The 18,692-nt window shown below is 68.3% G+C and carries 16 protein-coding genes, 1 tRNA gene and 2 pseudogenes (1 of these 19 running past the window's edge); 5 read left to right on the plus strand and 14 right to left on the minus strand.

Annotated features, from left to right (window positions below; all coding sequences use genetic code 11):
* From M2437_RS05410 to M2437_RS05430, 5 genes and pseudogenes are all read right to left on the minus strand, one after another.
* Positions 1-631, minus strand: partial view of a sulfate/molybdate ABC transporter ATP-binding protein gene (locus tag M2437_RS05410; RefSeq protein WP_003602184.1) — the 5' portion only. It extends 413 nt beyond the left edge of the window; 631 of the gene's 1,044 nt are visible here — the first part of the coding sequence; the start codon lies at positions 629-631; its stop codon lies beyond the left edge, outside the window.
* Between the two features lie 4 nt (positions 632-635).
* Entirely contained in the window at positions 636-1,487 is an 852-nt protein-coding gene (cysW, locus tag M2437_RS05415) for a sulfate ABC transporter permease subunit CysW (RefSeq protein ID WP_499007163.1), read from the minus strand.
* 45 nt (positions 1,488-1,532) lie between these two features.
* On the minus strand, positions 1,533-2,387 hold the full coding sequence (gene cysT / locus M2437_RS05420; protein ID WP_253386745.1) for a sulfate ABC transporter permease subunit CysT: 855 nt from the start codon (positions 2,385-2,387) through the stop codon (positions 1,533-1,535).
* A 4-nt stretch (positions 2,388-2,391) separates the two neighbouring features.
* Positions 2,392-3,460: pseudogene (locus M2437_RS05425) on the minus strand (sulfate ABC transporter substrate-binding protein).
* A 210-nt stretch (positions 3,461-3,670) separates the two neighbouring features.
* Complete coding sequence (locus M2437_RS05430) at positions 3,671-3,817, minus strand: hypothetical protein (protein ID WP_003602177.1); 147 nt, start codon at positions 3,815-3,817, stop codon at positions 3,671-3,673.
* Between the two features lie 277 nt (positions 3,818-4,094).
* On the opposite strand from M2437_RS05430, the gene M2437_RS05435 reads away from it, so the two are divergent.
* Complete coding sequence (locus M2437_RS05435) at positions 4,095-4,388, plus strand: hypothetical protein (protein WP_253386747.1); 294 nt, start codon at positions 4,095-4,097, stop codon at positions 4,386-4,388.
* A 426-nt stretch (positions 4,389-4,814) separates the two neighbouring features.
* Here the strand turns inward: M2437_RS05435 and M2437_RS05440 are convergent, their stop codons facing one another.
* A complete protein-coding gene (locus M2437_RS05440; protein WP_015821027.1) occupies positions 4,815-5,021 on the minus strand; it encodes a hypothetical protein in 207 nt (68 codons plus the stop codon).
* A gap of 204 nt (positions 5,022-5,225) precedes the next feature.
* On the opposite strand from M2437_RS05440, the gene M2437_RS05445 reads away from it, so the two are divergent.
* Entirely contained in the window at positions 5,226-5,645 is a 420-nt protein-coding gene (locus M2437_RS05445) for a cupin domain-containing protein (protein WP_253386748.1), read from the plus strand.
* Positions 5,646-5,648: 3 nt separating this feature from the next.
* Here the strand turns inward: M2437_RS05445 and M2437_RS05450 are convergent, their stop codons facing one another.
* From M2437_RS05450 to M2437_RS05460, 3 genes and pseudogenes are all read right to left on the minus strand, one after another.
* Positions 5,649-6,284 carry a cyclic nucleotide-binding domain-containing protein gene (locus M2437_RS05450; RefSeq protein WP_003602168.1) on the minus strand — a complete coding sequence of 212 codons (636 nt, stop codon included), beginning with the start codon at positions 6,282-6,284 and terminating at the stop codon, positions 5,649-5,651.
* 108 nt (positions 6,285-6,392) lie between these two features.
* Positions 6,393-7,720, minus strand: a pseudogene (locus M2437_RS05455) (flavin monoamine oxidase family protein).
* 87 nt (positions 7,721-7,807) lie between these two features.
* On the minus strand, positions 7,808-8,773 hold the full coding sequence (locus tag M2437_RS05460) for a Kelch repeat-containing protein (protein ID WP_253386750.1): 966 nt from the start codon (positions 8,771-8,773) through the stop codon (positions 7,808-7,810).
* A 159-nt stretch (positions 8,774-8,932) separates the two neighbouring features.
* Between M2437_RS05460 and M2437_RS05465 the strand changes: the two genes are divergently transcribed.
* On the plus strand, positions 8,933-9,658 hold the full coding sequence (locus tag M2437_RS05465) for a sulfate transporter family protein (protein WP_003602164.1): 726 nt from the start codon (positions 8,933-8,935) through the stop codon (positions 9,656-9,658).
* Between the two features lie 284 nt (positions 9,659-9,942).
* Positions 9,943-10,197, plus strand: coding sequence for a hypothetical protein (locus M2437_RS05470; protein WP_056460048.1), 255 nt, complete (start codon positions 9,943-9,945; stop codon positions 10,195-10,197).
* A 422-nt stretch (positions 10,198-10,619) separates the two neighbouring features.
* On the opposite strand, the gene M2437_RS05475 is transcribed toward M2437_RS05470, so the two are convergent.
* The 3 genes from M2437_RS05475 to M2437_RS05485 all read right to left on the minus strand — a co-directional run bounded on the left by M2437_RS05475 (position 10,620) and on the right by M2437_RS05485 (position 14,535).
* Positions 10,620-12,272, minus strand: coding sequence for an ABC transporter permease (locus tag M2437_RS05475; protein ID WP_253386751.1), 1,653 nt, complete (start codon positions 12,270-12,272; stop codon positions 10,620-10,622).
* A 76-nt stretch (positions 12,273-12,348) separates the two neighbouring features.
* On the minus strand, positions 12,349-13,374 hold the full coding sequence (locus tag M2437_RS05480; protein ID WP_253386752.1) for an extracellular solute-binding protein: 1,026 nt from the start codon (positions 13,372-13,374) through the stop codon (positions 12,349-12,351).
* A gap of 102 nt (positions 13,375-13,476) precedes the next feature.
* Positions 13,477-14,535, minus strand: a complete 1,059-nt coding sequence (locus tag M2437_RS05485) for an ABC transporter ATP-binding protein (RefSeq protein WP_253386753.1) — start codon at positions 14,533-14,535, stop codon at positions 13,477-13,479.
* 259 nt (positions 14,536-14,794) lie between these two features.
* Between M2437_RS05485 and M2437_RS05490 the strand changes: the two genes are divergently transcribed.
* Positions 14,795-14,868 (plus strand) — tRNA-Gly (locus M2437_RS05490).
* 78 nt (positions 14,869-14,946) lie between these two features.
* Here the strand turns inward: M2437_RS05490 and M2437_RS05495 are convergent.
* Together M2437_RS05495 and M2437_RS05500 are read right to left on the minus strand one after the other, a co-directional pair.
* Positions 14,947-16,077, minus strand: coding sequence for an FAD-dependent monooxygenase (locus M2437_RS05495; protein ID WP_253386754.1), 1,131 nt, complete (start codon positions 16,075-16,077; stop codon positions 14,947-14,949).
* Positions 16,078-16,182: 105 nt separating this feature from the next.
* Complete coding sequence (locus tag M2437_RS05500) at positions 16,183-18,618, minus strand: phosphoketolase family protein (RefSeq protein ID WP_253386755.1); 2,436 nt, start codon at positions 18,616-18,618, stop codon at positions 16,183-16,185.
* Positions 18,619-18,692 lie beyond the last annotated feature (74 nt).

Raw genomic sequence — 18,692 nt, forward strand, 5'->3', positions numbered from 1 at the left:
CGCGGTCGGAGAGTTCGAGCGCTTCGTCCTGGTCGTGGGTGACGAAGATCGTCGTCTGCCCGGTGCGGTCGTGGATTTCGCGCAGCCAGCGGCGCAGATCCTTTCGCACCTGCGCGTCGAGCGCGCCGAACGGCTCGTCGAGCAGCAGCACGCGCGGCTCGACTGCGAGGGCGCGAGCGAGCGCGATGCGTTGGCGCTGGCCGCCGGAGAGCTGGCTCGGATACCGGTCGGCAAAGCCGGAGAGCTTGATCAGGTCGAGCAGGTTGCCTACGCGGCGCTTGATCTCGGCCTTGTCCGGCCGCTCGGAACGCTTCCGGGCGTTGAGCCCGTAGGCGATGTTCTGCGCCACCGTCATGTGCTTGAACAGGGCGTAGTGCTGGAACACGAAGCCGACCGCGCGCCGCTGCACCGGCACCTGCGTGGCGTCGTCGCCGCCGAAGATGATCCGGCCGCGATCGGGGAAATCGAGCCCGGCGATGATGCGCAGCAAGGTGGTCTTGCCCGAGCCCGAGGGGCCGAGCAGCGCCAGCAATTCACCCGCTCGCACGTCGAGGGTGAAGTCGTGCAGCACCGCCGCCGTCTCGAAGGTCTTCGAGACGTCCTCGATCCGGATCGCCGTCGCCGTTCCCACCAGATCAGTGGCGGCGTGCCCCCGCCGCGATGTCGTCGGCGTAGCGCCATTCGAGGACGGATTTGACGGCGAGGGTGACAAGAGCGAGCCCGGCAAGGAGAGAGGCGACGGCGAACGCGGCAACGAAGTTGTACTCATTGTAGAGGATCTCCACGTGCAGCGGCAGCGTATTGGTGAGTCCGCGGATATGGCCGGAGACGACCGAGACCGCGCCGAACTCGCCCATCGCGCGGGCGTTGCAGAGCAGGACGCTGTAGAGCAGGCCCCAGCGGATATTGGGTAACGTCACAGTCCGGAAGGCGTGCCATCCGGAAGCGCCGAGGGTCAGCGCCGCCTCTTCCTCCGCCGTGCCCTGCTCCTGCATGAGCGGGATGAGCTGACGCGCGACGAAGGGGAAGGTGACGAAGATCGTCGCGAGCACGATGCCGGGCACCGCGAAGATGATCTGGACGTCATGCTCGACGAGGAACGGGCCGAACAGGCCGCGGGAGCCGAACACCAGCACGTAGATCAGACCGGACACCACCGGCGAGACCGAGAAGGGCAGGTCAATCAGGGTGACGAGCAAGTTCTTGCCGGCGAACTCGAATTTGGCGACGGCCCAGGAGGCCGCAACGCCGAAGACGAGGTTGAACGGCACGGCGATCGCCGCGACGATCAGGGTCAGGCGGATGGCGGAATGCGCGTCGGGCTCGGAGAAGGCGGCGAGGTAGGCGCCCCAGCCCTTGGCCAGAGCCTGCGCGAAAACCGTGAGCAGCGGCAGGACGAGGAAGAGGCCGAGGAAGGTCAGCGCGACCGCGATCAGCAGCCACCGCACGACTCTCCGCTCGGTGACGACGCTGGCGGGAAGCCGCAGCGTTTCGTTCCGCGCGGCGGCGTGCCGGGGCCTTGAGCCAACGCCTCAGACATAGCCGAATCTCCGCCGGCTCCAGGCCTGGATCAGGTTGATCGCGAGCAGGGTCACGAAGGAGATCGCCAGCATGATCACGGCGATGGCGCTGGCGCCCGCATAGTCGAATTCCGAGAGCTTGATGACGATGAGCAGCGGCGCGATCTCGGAGACGTAGGGCAGGTTGCCGGCAATGAAGATGATCGAGCCGTACTCGCCGACGCCGCGGGCGAAGGCGAGGGCGAAGCCGGTCAGCACCGCCGGGATCAGCGGCGGCAGCACCACCCGCGTCAGCGTGGTGATCCGCGAGGCGCCGAGGATGGCGGAGGCTTCCTCCACCTCCTTGTCGATCTCGGCGATCAGCGGCTGCACCGTACGCACCGCGAACGGCAGACCGATGAACACCATCGCGATGAAGATGCCGACCGGCGTGTAGGCCGCCTCGATGCTGACTTTGGCGAGCTGCTCACCCACCAGTCCGTTCGGGGCGTAGAGCGAGGCCAGCGCGATGCCGGCCACGGCCGTGGGGAGGGCGAAGGGCAGATCGACCACGGCGTCGGCGAGCTTGCGGCCGGGGAAGTCGTAGCGGGTCAGCACCCAAGCGACGATGCCGCCGAAGACCGAGGCCGTGAGCGCGGCAAGCAACGACACGCCGAAGCTCACGCGCAGCGCGCTGGCGACGCGCGGATCGGTGGCGACGTCCCAGATGCCGGACAGGCCAAGACCCGACGCTTTCACCACGAGGGTGGCCAGCGGCAGCAACACGATCAGACTCAGGCAGGTCAGCGTGTAGCCGAGCGTGAGCCCGAAGCCGGGAATCACGCTCCTTTGGCGGAAGCGCCGCCGGGGTTTCACGGGCTCGCCCATGCGGTCAGCGCCCAGCCTTGCTCAACTGATCGAACAGGCCGCCATTGTCGAAGTTGGCCTTTTGGATCTCGTCCCACGAGCCTTGAAGATCCTCGATCTTGAACAGCTTGATCTCGGGAAGTTGCGCGAGATCCTCCGGCTTGGCCGCCTCGCGCTTGATCGGGCGATAATGGTGCTTGGCGAAGATCGCCTGCGCCTTGTCGCCGTAGAGGAACTGGAGATAGGCCTCAGCCTGCTTGCGGGTGCCCTTCTTGTCGACGTTGGCGTCAACGAGGGCCACCGGCGGCTCGGCATAGATCGAGGTCGGCGGCACGACGATGTCGAATTTGTCCTTGCCGAACTCCTCCAGCACGAGGAAGGCCTCGTTCTCCCAGGTCGGCAGAACGTCGCCGAGGCCGCGCTGAGCGAAGGTCACGGTCGAGCCGCGGGCGCCGGTGTCGAGCACGGGCACGTTCTTGTAGAGCGAGCCGAGGAAGGCGTTGGCCTTCTCCTTGTCCCGGCCGTCCCGCTCGTAGGCGTAGCCCCAGGCCGCGAGGAAGTTCCAGCGCCCGCCCGCCGAGGTCTTCGGGTTCGGGGTGATGACCTTCACGTCCGGCTTGGCCAGGTCGTCCCAATTCCTTCACGCCCTTCGGGTTGCCCTTGCGGACGAGGAACACGACGGTCGAGGTGTAGGGCAGGCCCTCGTTCGGAAGCTTGGTGCGCCAATCCGCCGGGATCTTCTTCGAGATCTTGGCGATGGCATCGATATCGGAGGGGATGCCGAGGGTCACGACATCCGCCGGGATGCCGTCGATGACGGTACGAGCCTGCGCGCCCGAACCGCCATGGGCGGCGCGCACGGTGATCGTCTCGCCGGACTTGGCCTTCCACTCCTCGGCGAAGGCCGCGTTGACCTCGCGGTAGAGCTCGCGCGTCGGGTCATAGGAGACGTTGAGGATCTCGGTCTGCGCTTGGGCGCTGCCGGCAGATGCAAGGCAGACGGTCATGGCGAGACCGAGGAGGACCGCGCGCCGATAGGGTGTCGCGCCGGGCTTGATCGGATATCCGTCGAACACGTCGTCTCGCCTCCACATCGCGGACCTCGCCCGCGTCTGGAGACGAAGTGTTCTTTTTAAAGAACGATGTCAAGCGTAGCGCCACGTGAGATGCTTGATACAGAGCCCGAGACCGGTGCTCGTCACAAGGCGAACAAGACGAAATTTCTTCGAATTCGCGGAAAAATAGACAGAAAATCTATCACGCAACGTTCTTTTGAAAGAACGTTTTCGGGGACGATCTCGGCGTCAGGCTGAAGCCCATTCGACCGCCAGCCAGACGCCGCGGGCGATGATGAACCACCATGTCACGGTGACAGCCAGGGCACCGAGGAGACCGAGAGCCGCGAAGCGACGCTGCATCGGGCTCAGGATGGCTTCGAAAACGCTCTTCATCGCGGGACGTCTTCTCATCGCGTCGGTGGTTCGGTCTCGAAAGGGATCGCCGCCGTGCCGCGTTGGCCGTGACGGCGTGCCAACCCGAAACATTCGGTGCCCTGTCGGGTCGTCTCGCCCTCGCCGTGGCAAGTGACGAACCAGGGTTGCAACGACGCCACTGTCTCGACCGAGCGTACCGCCGCGGGACCATGGCGCCGGGCTTCGGATTTGCAGCGATGCGGAGGACCGTCCCGATTTCGGACACTCCGATCTGCCCTCGAGAAAGCTTTTGGAAATGTCGTTGCCCAACCTCGCGAAGAACACCTCGGACCGCGACGTGCAGCCGATCCTGTTCGGATTGCTGGCGGACGGGTCCGGCGAGGCACGATTCGCCGGCACCGGTACACCGATCGAGGTCGGCCCATCGTCGGAGGCGGCCCGGTTCTCGCCCTCCCGCGATTGGTACGGCCGCTGGGCGGTTCAGCCCCTGCACGGCAACCTGGCGCCGGACGCAACGCGGATGGATCGAGTCGTATGCCCGGAGGATATCGTGATCCTCGGCCCGCGTCGGCACGCCCGGCACTTTTGAAATGCCACCGCCGCGTTCAAGCGTCGTGCCGGATATCAAATCAAGGAGGATGCTCTAGCCTCTTGTTTTCGCATCATCTTTTTCCGAAAGCCGGAGGCCACCTTTCGCGGCGATGCTCTATGCGCCGCGCGCCGCATTGCTTAAGCTCGGACCATGGAGAATCACGAGCTACGCGAGTCGCGGGCGGCCCTCATCCTGATGGGCGTGGCCGTGCTTGCCGTGTTGCTGTTCGGAGCCGTGACGCTGATCGTGCAGGCGGCGGGGTGAGCGGCTTCGGCTGACCGGTCTATCTGCGGCTCGGAATCCAAGGGGCGAGCACGCCTCTTGGTGCCGCTCACGCGCGCAGCGCTTGCCATTCCTTCATGTCGCTCACGAAAATCGCGCTGCACGCGGAGCGGAGACGATCGGGATTTTGATGACGTACGCTCAGTCCGAGAGCGCACGGAGCTGTCGGTCGAGCGCTTCCAGGGCGCGGGCCTGATCCGGCTCGGGCTCGGGGCCGCTGACATAGGCGAGCGTCACCCGGGCGATGCGCAAAGCCGTCGCGAGATCGCGACCTTCGCGCTGCGCCTGCTCGATCACGGTGGCGACATCCGCCATGACCTGGGCGTTTCCCTCGTATCCGCGCATCATCTCCGGGTCATCAATGTCAGGGCCGCCAACCGGGCGGCGCTGCGAAAATGTTCTGTTGTCTCGAAAGTCGGCGATCACCGCTCGGGACGACGCGCCATTCCTAACATTTTCGCCCGGTTGATGAAATGCGTGCGCCGCCGGCCTCTGTGCACCGGCCGCCCGCGTCGGCATAATCGCCGCCGGACCAAACGGGAGCACCGCAGAATGGACGAGCCAAGATCCGCCGGCCATGCGGTGTTCGACGTCGCCGAGAGCGTGCGCCGCCTTCCCGAGACCGCGACGACGATGGTGGCCGATCACCGCTTCACCGACGACGAGACCGCGAGCGCCCGCGTCTTCCGGGTCTACCGGCCGACGCCGCCGCACTATCACACGACCTGCGACGAGTATCTCTACGCCCTCTCCGGCCGCTGCCGGATGCAGTTCGGCGACGCGGCGCCGGTTGAGGTCGGGCCGGGCATGCTCGTGTTCTTCAAGCGGGGGGTGGTGCATTCCGTACCGGAGATCCTGGAGGAGCCGGTGGTGTTCCTCTCCATCGATACACCCCGGCGCGGGCCGCGCGACATCCAGTTCGTCGAAGCCGGAACGGGCACGCCCGACAGCTTCATGCGGCAACCCGACTGAGACTCACAGCACGTCGCTGCCGGCCGGCACGGTGCGTTGCGCCCCCGTTGCCTCGGCGGCGCTCTGGAACAGGCGCTCGCTCGTCAGCTTCAGGAAGTAGAAGCCGAATTCCGGATTCTGATAATAGAGCTGCTTCACCTCGGAATAGGACAGGCAGCGCGCCGTGCCGGCCTCGACGCAGGCGAGCGAGCCGGTGCGGCGATTGCCGGGCGAGAGCATGCCGAGTTCGCCGACGATTTGGCCCGGCCGCACGTCGAGGCCGTGCTCGGCGATGCGGAAGCGCCCGCTCTCGATCAGATACATCTCGTGGGCCGGATCGCCCTTCAGGAACAGCACTTCGCCGGCCCGGAAGCGGCGGGAGGTGCCGAAGGATTTCAGCCAGTCGAGGGAGAGGTCGCCGGAGGCGGCCCGCTCGGTCTCGCGCACGAGACGGACCATCTCGTAGAGCCGCCACGCGTTGAACGGGATCTGGATCGCCTCGGTGAGCATCACCGGCACGCTGCCGATCAGGTAGCCGTAGGTGATGACGGCGCAACTCGCGCACAGGGCCACGATCCGCAGCGGGATCATCGTCCCCATCGCCGAGGAGGCGACGGTGAGCGCCGTCCCGAGATAGCCGATGGCTTCGACCCAGTTCATCGCGTTCCCCCCGGCCTCCCGGCCGGCCCTCGCTCCGGCGGGCGCTCCTGCGCGTTTGTCGCGTCGGCGGTTCGCCCATCCGGGTGGGGGATGCAAGTGCGGGAGCGCTCAGGCGCTCGCCCGCAGCGGGGCACGATCGTCGGTGAGCGTGTCGGCGACGCGATCGGCCGCGCGTTGCCCTTCCTCGTAGGCGCCACCCGCGGTGCCCCATTGCGCACGGGAATTCGCCTCGCCCGCGAACCAGATCCGCTCGCCGACCGGCTCCTGGAGCGTCGCCCGGGCGGCCGCGTGTCCGGGCGGAACCACGGCCCATGAGCCCCGCGACCAGGGATCGTGCCGCCAAGCGGTCACGGCCGGGATCGCGAGGTCGGCCAGGGCGGCGCGGCCGAAATGCTCGGACAGAACCGCGCGGGCGAGGCGGCGCGCGCCATCGGAGCCGGTCCCGGCGGCGTCGAGGGCGCGGGTCAAAGCGGTGTCCAGCTCGAAATAGTGGAACGGCGTGCCGTCGATCCGGGTCAGCATCCCCGGCGGCTTGTGACGTCCGCCGACCACGCTGGCGAGCCGGTCGCGGCCGTGGAACGGTGCCGAGGGCCAGTGCAGGACCACGTGCTCGTAGATGCCCGACAGGAAGCCGTCGATGGCCGCGCGCGTCCGTTCGGGCAGGGGGGGATCGAAGCGGAACGCTGCCTGGAGCACGGGCATCGGAACGGTGACGATGACGGCCCGCGCGGCGAGCTGCCCACCGTCGGCGAGTTGCACGCGCACGCCCGGCCCCGACCAGTCGAGGCCGATCACGGGGCATCCGAGCCGGATCGGCAGTCCGAGCGACAATCGGGCCAGATAGGCGCCGTAGCCGCCCGCGATGAAGAAGTTGTCGCCGTATTCCATGCTCGGCCAGTCGTGCAGCGACACCTCCTCGAGCGGCCGGCCTGAGACCAGCGCATGAACGCCGACAATGCGCTCACGCCAGGGCCCGAGATGGCGGGGCAGGGCGCCGGCGGCCGGCCCGTCCTGCGCGCGGGACGCCGCGCCCGTGATCGCCCGGTCGGCGACGTCGAAGGCGCGGGAGAAGGCGGCTTCCTCATCCGCGCGCGCCGGACGCCCGCCGATCCAGAGATGCTCGTGCTGTGCGGCCCGTCGCAGGGGCTCGCCGCGGCTCCGGGCGAGGGCGACAAGGGGATTGATCGGTCCGGCATGCATCCAATGCGCGCCGAGATCGATCGCGTGGCCGCGCAGCCGCGTCGTCACCGCGCGCCCGCCGACCCGGTCGCGCGCCTCCAGAACCGCCACCGACAGGCCGCGCTCGATCAGCCGCCGAGCCGAGGCGATCCCGGCGGCGCCCGCGCCGATCACGATCACGTCGGGCGCGGCCGGGATGGCGAGACGCGGGGGCCGACGGTCGGGCGGAAGCGGGCGTGCTCGGGGGCAGGGCGCATGGTCTCGAAGCGGATCCGGGAGGGCAGCGGCCCTCATGTCGTCCGCCGACCCTGCCGCGGCAAGCGTTCCCGGCCGCCTTCCCTCGTTCAGCGGGCCGGCGCGGCGCCGTTCGGATCGAGCACTTCGACCGTTCCCGACCGGTCGCCGCCCGGCCGCGGGCTTCCGGTGAGAGTGAAGATGCGGCCCTTGTAGGTTACCGCGCCGAAGCCGTGGCGGGCGGTGGGAAGCCGGGCCAGGGCGCGCCAGAGATTGCCCGGCAGATCGAAGGCCTCGACCTCGTCGTAGGTCCTGCGGTTCGACTCGCCGCCGATGACGAAGACCTCGCGGCCGAGCACGGCGGAAGCCACGCCGCTGCGCGCGGTCGGCAGGGGCGCGGCCTCGCTCCAGGCGTCACGCGCCGGATCGTAGACCTGATTGGCCGCGAGGTTTTTGCTCGAATCGCCGTCGATCCGGCCCCCGCTGGCGACGATGCGTCCCTCCACCGTCTGCACCGCGAGGTGGTCGCGGGGCGTCGGCAAGTCGGCGGCCGTGCTCCACCTATCCTTTGCCGGATCGTAGACCTCGTGGGAGCGGACGTTGCCGCGTCCCGACCCGCTGCCTCCGACGACATGGATCTTGTCGCCGAGCGGCGCCGCCCCGCCGGCGGCCCGTGGGGTCGGCATCGGCGCGCGGGCTTCCCAGGCGTTCGCCTTCGGATCGTACGCCCAGACCTTGTCGGTCGCCTCCCAGCCGTTGACGTAGCCGCCGAACACGTAGATCCGCCCGCCCTGTTCGGCCGCCATGGTGTGGTGGACGGGGTAGGGGAAGGGCGCGCCCTTGCTCCAGCGATCGGTGGCCAGATCGTAGATCAGCAGTTCGGTCGCGCCGTTATAATCGCCGATGACGTAGGCCTTGCCGTCGAGTGCCGCGACCGCGACTTCGGAGCGCTCCGCCGGGGCGGAACTTGCGCCCGCCCAGGCTCCAACTTCGTGGGCGGCGGCAGGCAAGGTGGTGGGAACAGTGGCGAGCAGGGAGCCGAGCAGGACGAGACGAGAGAGGGCGGGGCGGGCCATGTGCGGGTCTCCGGCGGATCTATGCGGGCAACGCCTCAATCGCGCTCAGGAGCCGCGCTTCGTCAGGGTTTCCCCGAAGCTGGGGCTTGCGCCATCCCCGCGGAGTGGCGAGAACCCGCCTCGGGTGGGTGCGGATCATCGAGAGGATTGAAGGGCGCGATGCTCATCAAGGCCGCTGCCGCCGCTATGCGGCAGGTATTCTCCCCCGCCCTGCGCGGCATCCTGTTCAAATCGCTGGCGCTCACGATCGGGCTGCTAGTGGTCGTGTGGTTCGGACTGACGCGCCTGATCCAGGCCTTCCAGGCGAGCCATCACATCTCGGCCGACTACCCGTTCCTCGACACCCTGGCCTTCTTCCTGGCCGGTGCCGGGCTGTTCGTGGCTCTGGCCTACATCATGCCCGCGGTGTCGATCCTCGTGGCCGGCTTCTTCCTCGACGACGTCGCCGAAGTGGTCGAGCACAGCGATTTTCCCGCCGACACGCCGGGGCGTGCCCTGCCGTGGGGGCAGGCGCTCGGCTCGGCGTTCCGCTTCGCCGGCCTCGCCCTGCTCGTGAACTTCGTGGCGCTGATTCTCGTCTTCGTGCCGGGGGTGAACCTCGTCGCCTTCTTCGGCGCCAACGCTTACCTCCTCGGCCGCGAATATTTCGAGCTGGCCGCCGGCCGTTTCCGCTCCCTTCCGGAGGCGCGGGCGATGCGCGAGCATTACGGCTTCACGGTGATCGCGGCCGGTTGCCTGCTCGCCGGTCTGATGATCGTGCCGATCGTCAACCTCGTGACGCCGCTCTTCGGCGTGGCGCTGATGGTCCATCTCCATAAGGGGCTCGAACGCAGGGCGCTTCCCGGCCCGGCCGAGACCAATCCCCGCCTGTCGAACCGGCGATGACACGCCGTGCTCAGGCACGACAGGACGCACGATAACGCTTGCTTGAGTGGGGCGGGCGCGGCCTCGCCGAAGCGCGTCCACAATGCGGCGCGGTCCGCTTCGTAGCGCCCGGCAACCCGGTTCCGTGCGACGCGCCGAGGGGCAAATCGCGGTTCGAGTTTAATCCCGGACGGTGCGTGTGCCCCGGCACGTCATGCTCAAGTTCTGTCGCCTATATCAGTAACACCAGAGGACGAGACTGCGCTTTCAAGAGAAGGCGCCGAACAAGAGAAAGTGAACATCACATGAAGACCCGTCTTGCCGCCGTCGTTGCCGCCGTCATCATCGGCGTGACCGCTCCGGCCTCTTCCGTGATGGCCTTCGACCGGAACGCCCGCCCGGCCACAGCCGCCGACGTGGAGGTCACGGGTTCGCTCGGTGTCCACGACAGCCCCGCGCACACCGCTTGCCCGATGAGCTCGGCGGCCGAGGGCAATGCGAACCAGCAGAACTTCCCGGTCAAGCAATATGGCCAGACGTCTGGTGGTACGCGCTGCTGAGCTCGGGGCGCCGAATCCCGGCGCCACGAGACTGTGATATCATGCAAGTCGCTATTTCCAGTGGAACTTTATCGATAATATTGGCCATAACGGCCTCACATCTTCGCGATTCGAGATGCGCTTCATCGTCTCGTCGCATTTTTCTTGCTCTCTCGACGGAATGACTGAGCGTTTCTGTCGTTGATGGTAATGACTGGGCCTGAATGGCCCGGTTTCTGCCTCACCCTCCGCCTGCCGGGACGTTGGCCATTCCGCGACTATGCGGGGCCGACGCCGCAGGTGGGAGCCACCGACCGTAAGGAGTTGACCGAGCATGCAACTGAAGCCCGTCTCCTACGCCATGATTGCCGTTTTCGCCTGCGGCCTCGTGATGACCTTCGTCGGCTCGATGAACGTGCTGCTTGGCGGCATGTAAGACCCGGTCAGGCGTCCGACCGGCTCGGCCGCAGCCCGGCACCCCGGTTGAGGCGCAGCAGCAAGGCAACGGGGATCAGACCCGTCATCACGATCAACAGCGCGCTCGCGGCACCGTCCTCGTAGGTGCCGCGAGCGGCTTCGCCGTAGAGGTGCGTGCTCAGCGTCTCGACGTTGAGCGGACGCAGAAGCAACGTCACCGGTAATTCCTTCGCCATATCCACGAAGGCGAGCAGCGCCCCGCTCAGGACGGCGGGCCATGCCAGCGGCAATTGCACCGCGAGGAGTGTGCCGAAGCGCCCGCGTCCCAGCATCCGCGACGCGTCGGGAAGGGTCGAGGGGATGCGCGCGAGACCTGCTTCCGTCGCGCCGACCGGAATGGTCAGGAAGCGGAGCGTATAGGCGATGACCAGCGCCGCGCCCGTGCCGAGGCCGACGGCCGGTGCCCAGCCGAGCCCGGCGCCAGCCAGGTTGGTCAGCCCGGTATCAAGCAGCGCGAGCGGGGCGAGGAGCCCCACGGCCAGCACCGTGCCCGGCATCGCGTAGCCGAGACCGGCGGCCCGGATCAGTGCCAGTCCGCTACGTCGCCCCAGGAGATGCGGGGAGGCAGCCACCAGCAGCCCCACCGCGACCGTGACCAGGGTCGCGGCGCCCGCGTAGAGCACGGTGTTGAGGGCCTGCGCGGCGAGGGTGTCCGGCAGCCCCATCCCCTTTAGTCTCTGGCAGACGGCCCATGCGAGATAGCCCGCGGGCAGGCCGAAGCCGAGCAGTACGGGAGTGAGGCCGAGGCCGAGAGCGAGACCCGCCCGCCATCCCGACAGCGGCCGACGCGCGGTCGGCCGGTCGCGATGGCCCGAACCGGCATAGCCTCTTCCGCCACGAGCGAGCCGCTCGAGCGCGACGAGGCCGACGACGCCGGCCAGCATCACCAGGGCGATCTGCGCGGCACCAGGCAGATCCGAGCGGTTCACCCAGGTCGCGTAGACCTGCACCGTGAGGGTGCGGACCCCCAGGAACTCGGCCGCGCCGACATCGTTGAGCGCCTCCATCAGTGCGAGACCGGTGCCGAGGGCGATGGCGGGCCGAGCTAGCGGCAGCGCCACCCGGAAGAAGGTCCGCGCCGGTCCGGCGCCGAGCATCCGCGCGGCCTCAAGCAGCGTTCCCGCCCGCATCAGGAACAGCGCCCGCGTCGGCAGGTAGACGTAGGGGTAGAGGACGAAGCCGAGGAGCAGAATGCAGCCGGGCAGTGAGCGCAGATCGGGAAAGGACAGGTCGCGTGGGCTCGACAGGCCGAGCAGGCCGCGCAGACCGCTCTGCACCGGACCGAGCGGGTGCATCAGATCGAGATAGGCGTAGGCCACCACGTAGGTCGGCACCGCGAGCGGCAGCAGCAGGGCCGCGTCGAGCAGCCGACGGCCGGAAAAGGCGAAGGCCGAGACGAGCCACGCCGTTCCGGTGCCGAGCCCGATCACCAGGATTCCGACACCGGCGAGAAGCAAGCCCGTCTCGCGGATCGCCTGCGGCAGCACATAGGCCGCAAGATGCGGCCACAACTCGCCGGACCCGTCGGCCGCCGCGACCGCGAGCGATGCGACCGGCGCCAGGAGGACGGCGGCCAGCAGCGCCGCCGCCGCGTAGAGGAGGCCACGTGCGGGCGTCATCGATGATCCTGCGATCCGTCCCCTCGGCGTTCTGTCGGCCGACCGCCGGGAACGGACCAGTGATGCTTGAGAGCGGTCAGTTGTCGAAGCCGACCTTGTCCGCGAGCAGGCTCGCCGCCTTGCGGTTGCGGGCGATCGCGACGAGCGGCGTCGTGTCGAAGCTGAGCGGGCCGAGCGCCTGCAGCATCGGATCGGCCGCGACGCCGGCTTTCACCGGATACTCGAAGTCGGCCTTGGCGTAGAGCGCCTGCGCCTCGTCGGAAACGAGGTATTCGAGCAGCTTGACCGCTTCCTCGCGATGCGGCGCGTGCTTGGCGACCACGGCGCCCGAAACGTTCACGTGGGTGCCGCCGCCCTCGAAGGTCGGCAGCACGACCTTGATCGCCTCGCCCCATTTCTGCTGATCCGGACCCCCGCGGCCCGAGCGCATCAGCCCGACATAGTAGGAGTTGGCGAGCCCGATGTCGCAAAGGTCGGCGGCGATGTCGCGCGCCACGTCCCGGTCGCCCCCGGCCGCCTTGCGGGCAAGGTTGGCCTTGACGCCACGAAGCCACTCCTCGGTCTTCTCCGCGCCGTGGCGCACGAGGAAGGCGGCGATGAGGGCCGTGTTGTAGGGATGCTGGCCCGACCGGAGGCAGATCTTGCCCCGCCACTTTGGATCGGCCAGCGATTCGTAGGTCGCGGCGTTCAGGTCGGAGAGCGCCTTGTCGGCGTAGAGCACGCGGGCGCGCATGGAGAGGGCGTACCAACGCCCGTCCCCGTCGCGGAGCGGCGCCGGTACGGCTGCCTCCAGAACCGCGGAGCGGACCGGCTGAGCGAGGTCGCGGTCGACCAGCTCGATCAAGTTGCCGATATCGACCGTCATGACCACGTCGGCGTTGCCGCGGGCGCCTTCCGCCGCGACGCGCTCGGCCAAGCCCTTCTCGACAAAGACGGTGTTCACCGTCACGCCGCTCTTGGCGGTGTAGGCGTCGAGGAGAGGCCGGATCAGGCCCGGCTCGCGGGTCGTATAGAGGTTCACCTCAGCACTCTCGGCCTGGCCGGCCAGAGCAAAGGCAAGGCTGAAACCTACGAAACAACCGAAGCGCCGCAGCCGCAACATTCTATTCCCCCCAAGCATCGATGATGCTCGCCGGGTGTTATAGACGGGCAGGGAACCGGACAAGTCTGATGATTTATACTTATTCTAGATAAAATCGACGTCTCAAGCGGATTCGCATTCGGTGAAGACGAGGATCTTGCCTTCGACGAGCCCCAGCTCGATCCTGTCATCCACATGATCCTCCTGCGCCGCGGTGAGGCGCAGGGGCTCGTCGAGCCCCGGAATCTCAACGTCGATACGGGTGCTCCCGCCGGCAAAGTTGCGGCGCAGCACCCGGCCCGGCACGCCTTCGCCGCGCGGCACGATGCGGATCGCCTCTGGCCGCAGGCAGACCTGCACGGCTCCGTCGGGCCCGGAGGAGGGCAGGGCGACCGTTCCCAGCGGCGTCGCCAGACGGCCGCCGGAGGCGAGGCCCGCCACCGTCACGACGTCACCGAGCGCTCTCGCGGCGAAGGGGCTCACGGGCGCGCGATACAAGGCTTCGGCGGTGTCGCACTGGATCAACCGGCCCTTCCGCATCAGGGCGATGCGGTCGGCGAACTCGACGGCCTCGGCGGCGTCGTGGGTCACGAGGATGGCACTGATGCCGTCCTGACGCAGAACGGCGAGAGTGTCGGCACGAACCCGCTCTCGAGTGCCGGCATCGAGGTTCGAGAACGGCTCATCGAGGAGCAGCACCCGGGGACGCGGTGCGAGCGCCCGCGCCAGCGCCACCCGCTGAGCCTCGCCGCCGGACAGCGTCGCCGGGTAGCTTGTCTCACGACCCGCCAGACCGACCTCGGCGAGGCGCTCCCGCGCCACGGTCCGCGCCCGCGCGCCCGGCAAATGGCTCAGGCCGAACCGGACATTGGCCAGCACGGTGAGGTGGGGAAACAGGGCGTAATCCTGAAACATCAGGCCGACGCCGCGGGTCTCGGGCGGTTCGCCGCCGCCGCGACCGGCGATGCGCCGGCCATCGATGTGAATTTCGCCAGCATCGGGTTCATCGAGCCCGGCGACCAGCCGCAGCAGCGTGCTCTTCCCGCACCCGGAATCACCGAGAACCGCCAGGATCTCGCCCGCCGACAGCGAAAGCGAGACCTCGTCGAGCGCCAGCATCCGGCCGTAGCGCCGGCTCACACCGCGGATGTCGAGGCGCACGGATGACGATGCAGCCGACACGCCGTCCTGTCCGGTGGCCGTGGGAGGGGTGGGTTTACGGCGAGGAAACAACGGCGGCGGATCCGGCGAACGAGCCTGAACCGGGAGGACTTCCCCGGTCGTCCCCCCCTCCCTCGCACAGCTTCCGCGTCGGGGCGAGATCCCGCTTCGCGCTTCTCAAAGAGGCCGAGGCATGCTATCGCCCCGCTGCAATGCCGCTCGCCACGCCGCCCTGTGCGGAAGGTTCCGGGAAACCGGTGCTCGGCGTGAGTTGCGTTCGGCGGGTGTAGCTCAATGGTAGAGCAGCAGCCTTCCAAGCTGAATACCCGGGTTCGATTCCCGGTACCCGCTCCAACCTTCCTCCGCGATCCATTTCCGAAGCCGTTCCGCCCCCGTCGGAACTGACTGCTTCGGCTTTGCCGCGATCCGGCCTCAGCCCGTCGGCGTGCGGAGCGGGCCATAGGTGGCGCGGTAGCTGCGCGGGCCGACGACGGGGAGCAGAACGTTCCTTGCCCAATCCGGCATCCGCGCCGTGCGCGACAGACGATCGGTCATGCTCTGGACATGCGTGACGCGGGGGCGCCGCAGCCGTTCGTAGTCCGGCCCGACGTGATCCCAATCCGCCCGCTCCGCCAGCAGGCGGGCCAGAACCTGTGCATCCTCCAGGGCGAGCGCAGCACCTTGCGCCCAGACCGGCGCGGTGGCGTGGGCCGCATCGCCCAGCAGGACGACGCGGTCGCGGGTCCAGGCCGGGATGCGAACCTCTTCCAGCGGCGAGTGATAGACCGCATCCGGTTGCGACAGGACCGCATCGAGCGTGTCGCGCACCAGCCTGGGAAAGGACGCGAACGCGCCGCGGATCGCGGCCGGATCGGAGCCACGCTCCCGCCCTGCGCTCACCGAGGCCCAGCCATAGGCCTCGCCGCGATCGACCGGAATGAGCAGGAACAAGGCACCCGCCCCGGCCCACAAAGTCCAGGCCTCGACGCCGGGATTGGGCGTCATGAGGCGCCAGCTCTGGGTCGCCAGCATCGCCGACCCGAGGGCCTGTTCCCCGAACAGGCTGCGGCGGACCGCCGAGTGAACGCCGTCCGCCCCCACGAGCAGCTCGCCGCTCTCCGTCGAGCCATCGGCGAGTTCAGCCGTGACGCCCTGCGGCCCCTGGCGAACGGCGGCAATCTCGACGCCCCGGCGGATGTCGCCTGGGGGGAGATCGCCCTGCAACAGGCGCAGCAGGTCGGCGCGGCGCAGGCAATGCGGCCCCGTCTCGGTACCCCAGAACGCGGTCTCGTCCACCGCGAAGAGGAGGCGTCCGCGCTCGGTGCGGTATTCGCGACGCCGCACCGGCGCGCCGACCGCGCGGAGTGCATCCAGCAAGCCGAACTGGCTCAGCGCATGCACCGCGTTGCCGGGTAGATTAATCGCCAGTCCCGCATCTGCCTGCACGCCGCGCCGTTCCAGCGTGAGCGAGGGGATGCCCTGCTGGTGCAGGGCGCGCCTGACGGCGAGACCGGCGATGCCGCCTCCGGCGACCAGCACGCGGCCGGCCTGTTGCGTGTCCATGCGCCCTCGAGTCTGTCCCCGCGCCCGCCATCCGTGGACCGGAACGGGATAGACCCCGCAGGGCGCATCGACGCAAGCCCGCCGACCCCGAGCGAGCGGCGCCGCTCAGTGCGGGGTTCCGGTTTCCTGGCGCGTCTCGTAGGGCCATTTCCAGCCCTGGATCTCGGGCATGTCCTCACCGTGCTCGCGGATATAGAGCTTGTGCGCGGTCAGGCGGTCTCGGAACCCCTGCTTGGCTCCTGCCGCCCGCGTCACCAGCCCCGGCACCCGGTCGATCGCTTCGATGGCGAGGTGGAAACGGTCGAGCTCGTTCAGCACCACCATGTCGAACGGCGTCGTCGTGGTGCCCTCCTCGATGAAGCCGCGCACATGCATGTTGGCGTGGTTGGCCCGGGAATAGGTCAGCCGGTGAATGAGATAAGGATAGCCGTGATAGGCGAAGATCACCGGCTTATCGCGGGTGAACAGGCTGTCGAACGCGGCGTCCGTCAGCCCGTGCGGGTGGTCCCTGTTCGATTGCAGGGTCATCAGATCGACCACGTTGACGACCCGGATGCGAAGGCCGGGAACGGCCTGCTTCAGGAGATCGACGGCGGCCAGGGTTTCGAGCGTCGGCACGTCGCCGGCGCAGGCCATCACGACATCGGGTTCGAGCCCGGTCGCGTCCGTCCCGGCCCAGGACCAGATGCCGATGCCCGCCTCGCAATGGAGACCGGCCTCGTGCGCGCTGAGCCATTGCGGCTGCGGCTGCTTGCCGGCCACAATCACGTTGATGCGGTCGTAGGTCTGCAGGCAGTGGTCGGCGACCCAAAGCAGGGTGTTGGCGTCCGGCGGCAGGTAGACCCGGACGATGTCCGACTTCTTGTTGGCGACGAGATCGATGAAGCCGGGATCCTGGTGGCTGAAGCCGTTATGGTCCTGGCGCCAGACATGCGAGGTGAGGAGGTAGTTGAGCGAGGAGATCGGCCGGCGCCAGCCGAGTTCGCGCGACACCTTCAGCCACTTGGCGTGCTGGTTGAACATCGAATCGACGATGTGGATGAACGCCTCGTAGCAAGAGAACAGGCCGTGGCGCCCGGTGAGCAGGTAGCCTTCGAGCCATCCCTGGCAGAGATGCTCGCTCAGAACCTCCATCACCCGGCCCTCGTGGGCGAGGCTGACATCGTAGGGCTCAATATTCTCGATCCAGACGCGGTCGGTCGCCTCGAACACCGCGTCGAGCCGGTTCGAGGCGGTCTCGTCCGGCCCCATGATGCGGAAGTTGCGCGCCTCGGCGTTGAGCCGGATCACGTCGCGCAGATACCGCCCGAGGGTGCGGGTGGCCTCGCCGATTTCGGCGCCGGGCTTCGACACCGTGAGGGCGAAGTCCTGCCACCGGGGACAGCGCAGCTCCCGGCGTAGCAGACCGCCATTGGCATGCGGGTTGGCGCTCATGCGCCGGTTGCCCTCGGGCGCCAGGGCGGCGAGTTCGGGGAGCAGGCGGCCGGTCTCGTCGAACAGGGTTTCGGGGCGATAGCTCCGCATCCAGTCTTCGAGGATCTCGCGGTGGCCGTCATCGGTGCGGGCGTTGCTAACCGGCACCTGGTGTGCGCGCCAGAAGCCCTCCACCCGCTTGCCGTCCACGGTCTTCGGCCCGGTCCAGCCCTTGGGGCTGCGCAGCACGATCATCGGCCAGCGCGGGCGCCGGAAGCCCATGCCGCCGCCCCGCGCCTCGGCCTGGATGTCCTTGATGCGGGCGACCGCGCGGTCGAGCGTCTCGGCCATCGCCCGGTGCATCGGTTCGGGCTGGTCGCCCTCGACGAAGAAGGGCTCGTAGCCGAAGCCGGTGAACAGGGACTCCAACTCATCGTCCCGCATCCGGCCGAGCACGGTCGGGTTGGCGATCTTGTAGCCGTTGAGGTGGAGGATCGGCAGCACCGCGCCGTCGGTGACCGGGCTCAGGAACTTGTTCGATTGCCACGAGGCGGCGAGCGGCCCGGTCTCGGCCTCGCCGTCGCCGATCACGCAGGCGGCGATCAGATCTGGATTGTCGAACACCGCGCCGAAGGCATGGACGATGGCGTAGCCGAGTTCACCGCCCTCGTGGATCGAGCCGGGGGTCTCGGGCGCGACGTGGCTCGGGATGCCGCCGGGGAACGAGAACTGCCGGAACAGCCGGCGCATGCCCTCCGTATCCTGGGCGATGTCGGGATAGACCTCGCTGTAGGTGCCTTCGAGGTAGGTGTTGGCGACGATGCCGGGACCGCCATGGCCCGGTCCGCAGATGTAGATCGCGTCGAGATCACGCGCGTTGATCAGCCGGTTGAGGTGGACGTAGATGAAGTTCAGACCCGGTGTCGTGCCCCAATGGCCGAGAAGCCGCGACTTGATGTGCTGCGGCTGAAGCGGCTCGCGCAGCAGCGGATTGTCGAGCAGGTAGATCTGGCCGACCGAGAGATAGTTGGCCGCCTGCCAGTAGCGGTCGATTAAGGCGAGTTCCTCGCCGCCGAGGGGGGCAGAGGATGGCGCGGTCCGTCCTTGCGGGTTGGTTGGCTCACTCACGAAGTGTCTCCTGGCGGGCGGGGCAGGATCGGGCGGCCTCTCGGATGGCCGCCGGAACGCGGGGAGGGCGTGTC

Origin of the sequence: Methylorubrum pseudosasae (genome assembly GCF_029504475.1) — a bacterium.
Lineage (GTDB): Bacteria > Pseudomonadota > Alphaproteobacteria > Rhizobiales > Beijerinckiaceae > Methylobacterium > Methylobacterium extorquens.

Excerpts from the sequence above, each read along its gene's own strand:
- M2437_RS05475 (WP_253386751.1), bottom strand. The coding sequence starts at position 12,272 with ATGACGCCCGCACGTGGCCTCCTCTACGCGGCGGCGGCGCTGCTGGCC.
- M2437_RS05445 (WP_253386748.1), top strand. The coding sequence starts at position 5,226 with ATGGACGAGCCAAGATCCGCCGGCCATGCGGTGTTCGACGTCGCCGAG.
- M2437_RS05470 (WP_056460048.1), top strand. The coding sequence starts at position 9,943 with ATGAAGACCCGTCTTGCCGCCGTCGTTGCCGCCGTCATCATCGGCGTG.
- M2437_RS05435 (WP_253386747.1), top strand. The coding sequence starts at position 4,095 with ATGTCGTTGCCCAACCTCGCGAAGAACACCTCGGACCGCGACGTGCAG.
- M2437_RS05495 (WP_253386754.1), bottom strand. The coding sequence starts at position 16,077 with ATGGACACGCAACAGGCCGGCCGCGTGCTGGTCGCCGGAGGCGGCATC.
- M2437_RS05480 (WP_253386752.1), bottom strand. The coding sequence starts at position 13,374 with ATGTTGCGGCTGCGGCGCTTCGGTTGTTTCGTAGGTTTCAGCCTTGCC.
- M2437_RS05465 (WP_003602164.1), top strand. The coding sequence starts at position 8,933 with ATGCTCATCAAGGCCGCTGCCGCCGCTATGCGGCAGGTATTCTCCCCC.
- cysT (WP_253386745.1), bottom strand. The coding sequence starts at position 2,387 with ATGGGCGAGCCCGTGAAACCCCGGCGGCGCTTCCGCCAAAGGAGCGTG.
- M2437_RS05460 (WP_253386750.1), bottom strand. The coding sequence starts at position 8,773 with ATGGCCCGCCCCGCCCTCTCTCGTCTCGTCCTGCTCGGCTCCCTGCTC.
- M2437_RS05440 (WP_015821027.1), bottom strand. The coding sequence starts at position 5,021 with ATGATGCGCGGATACGAGGGAAACGCCCAGGTCATGGCGGATGTCGCC.
- M2437_RS05430 (WP_003602177.1), bottom strand. The coding sequence starts at position 3,817 with ATGAAGAGCGTTTTCGAAGCCATCCTGAGCCCGATGCAGCGTCGCTTC.
- M2437_RS05450 (WP_003602168.1), bottom strand. The coding sequence starts at position 6,284 with ATGAACTGGGTCGAAGCCATCGGCTATCTCGGGACGGCGCTCACCGTC.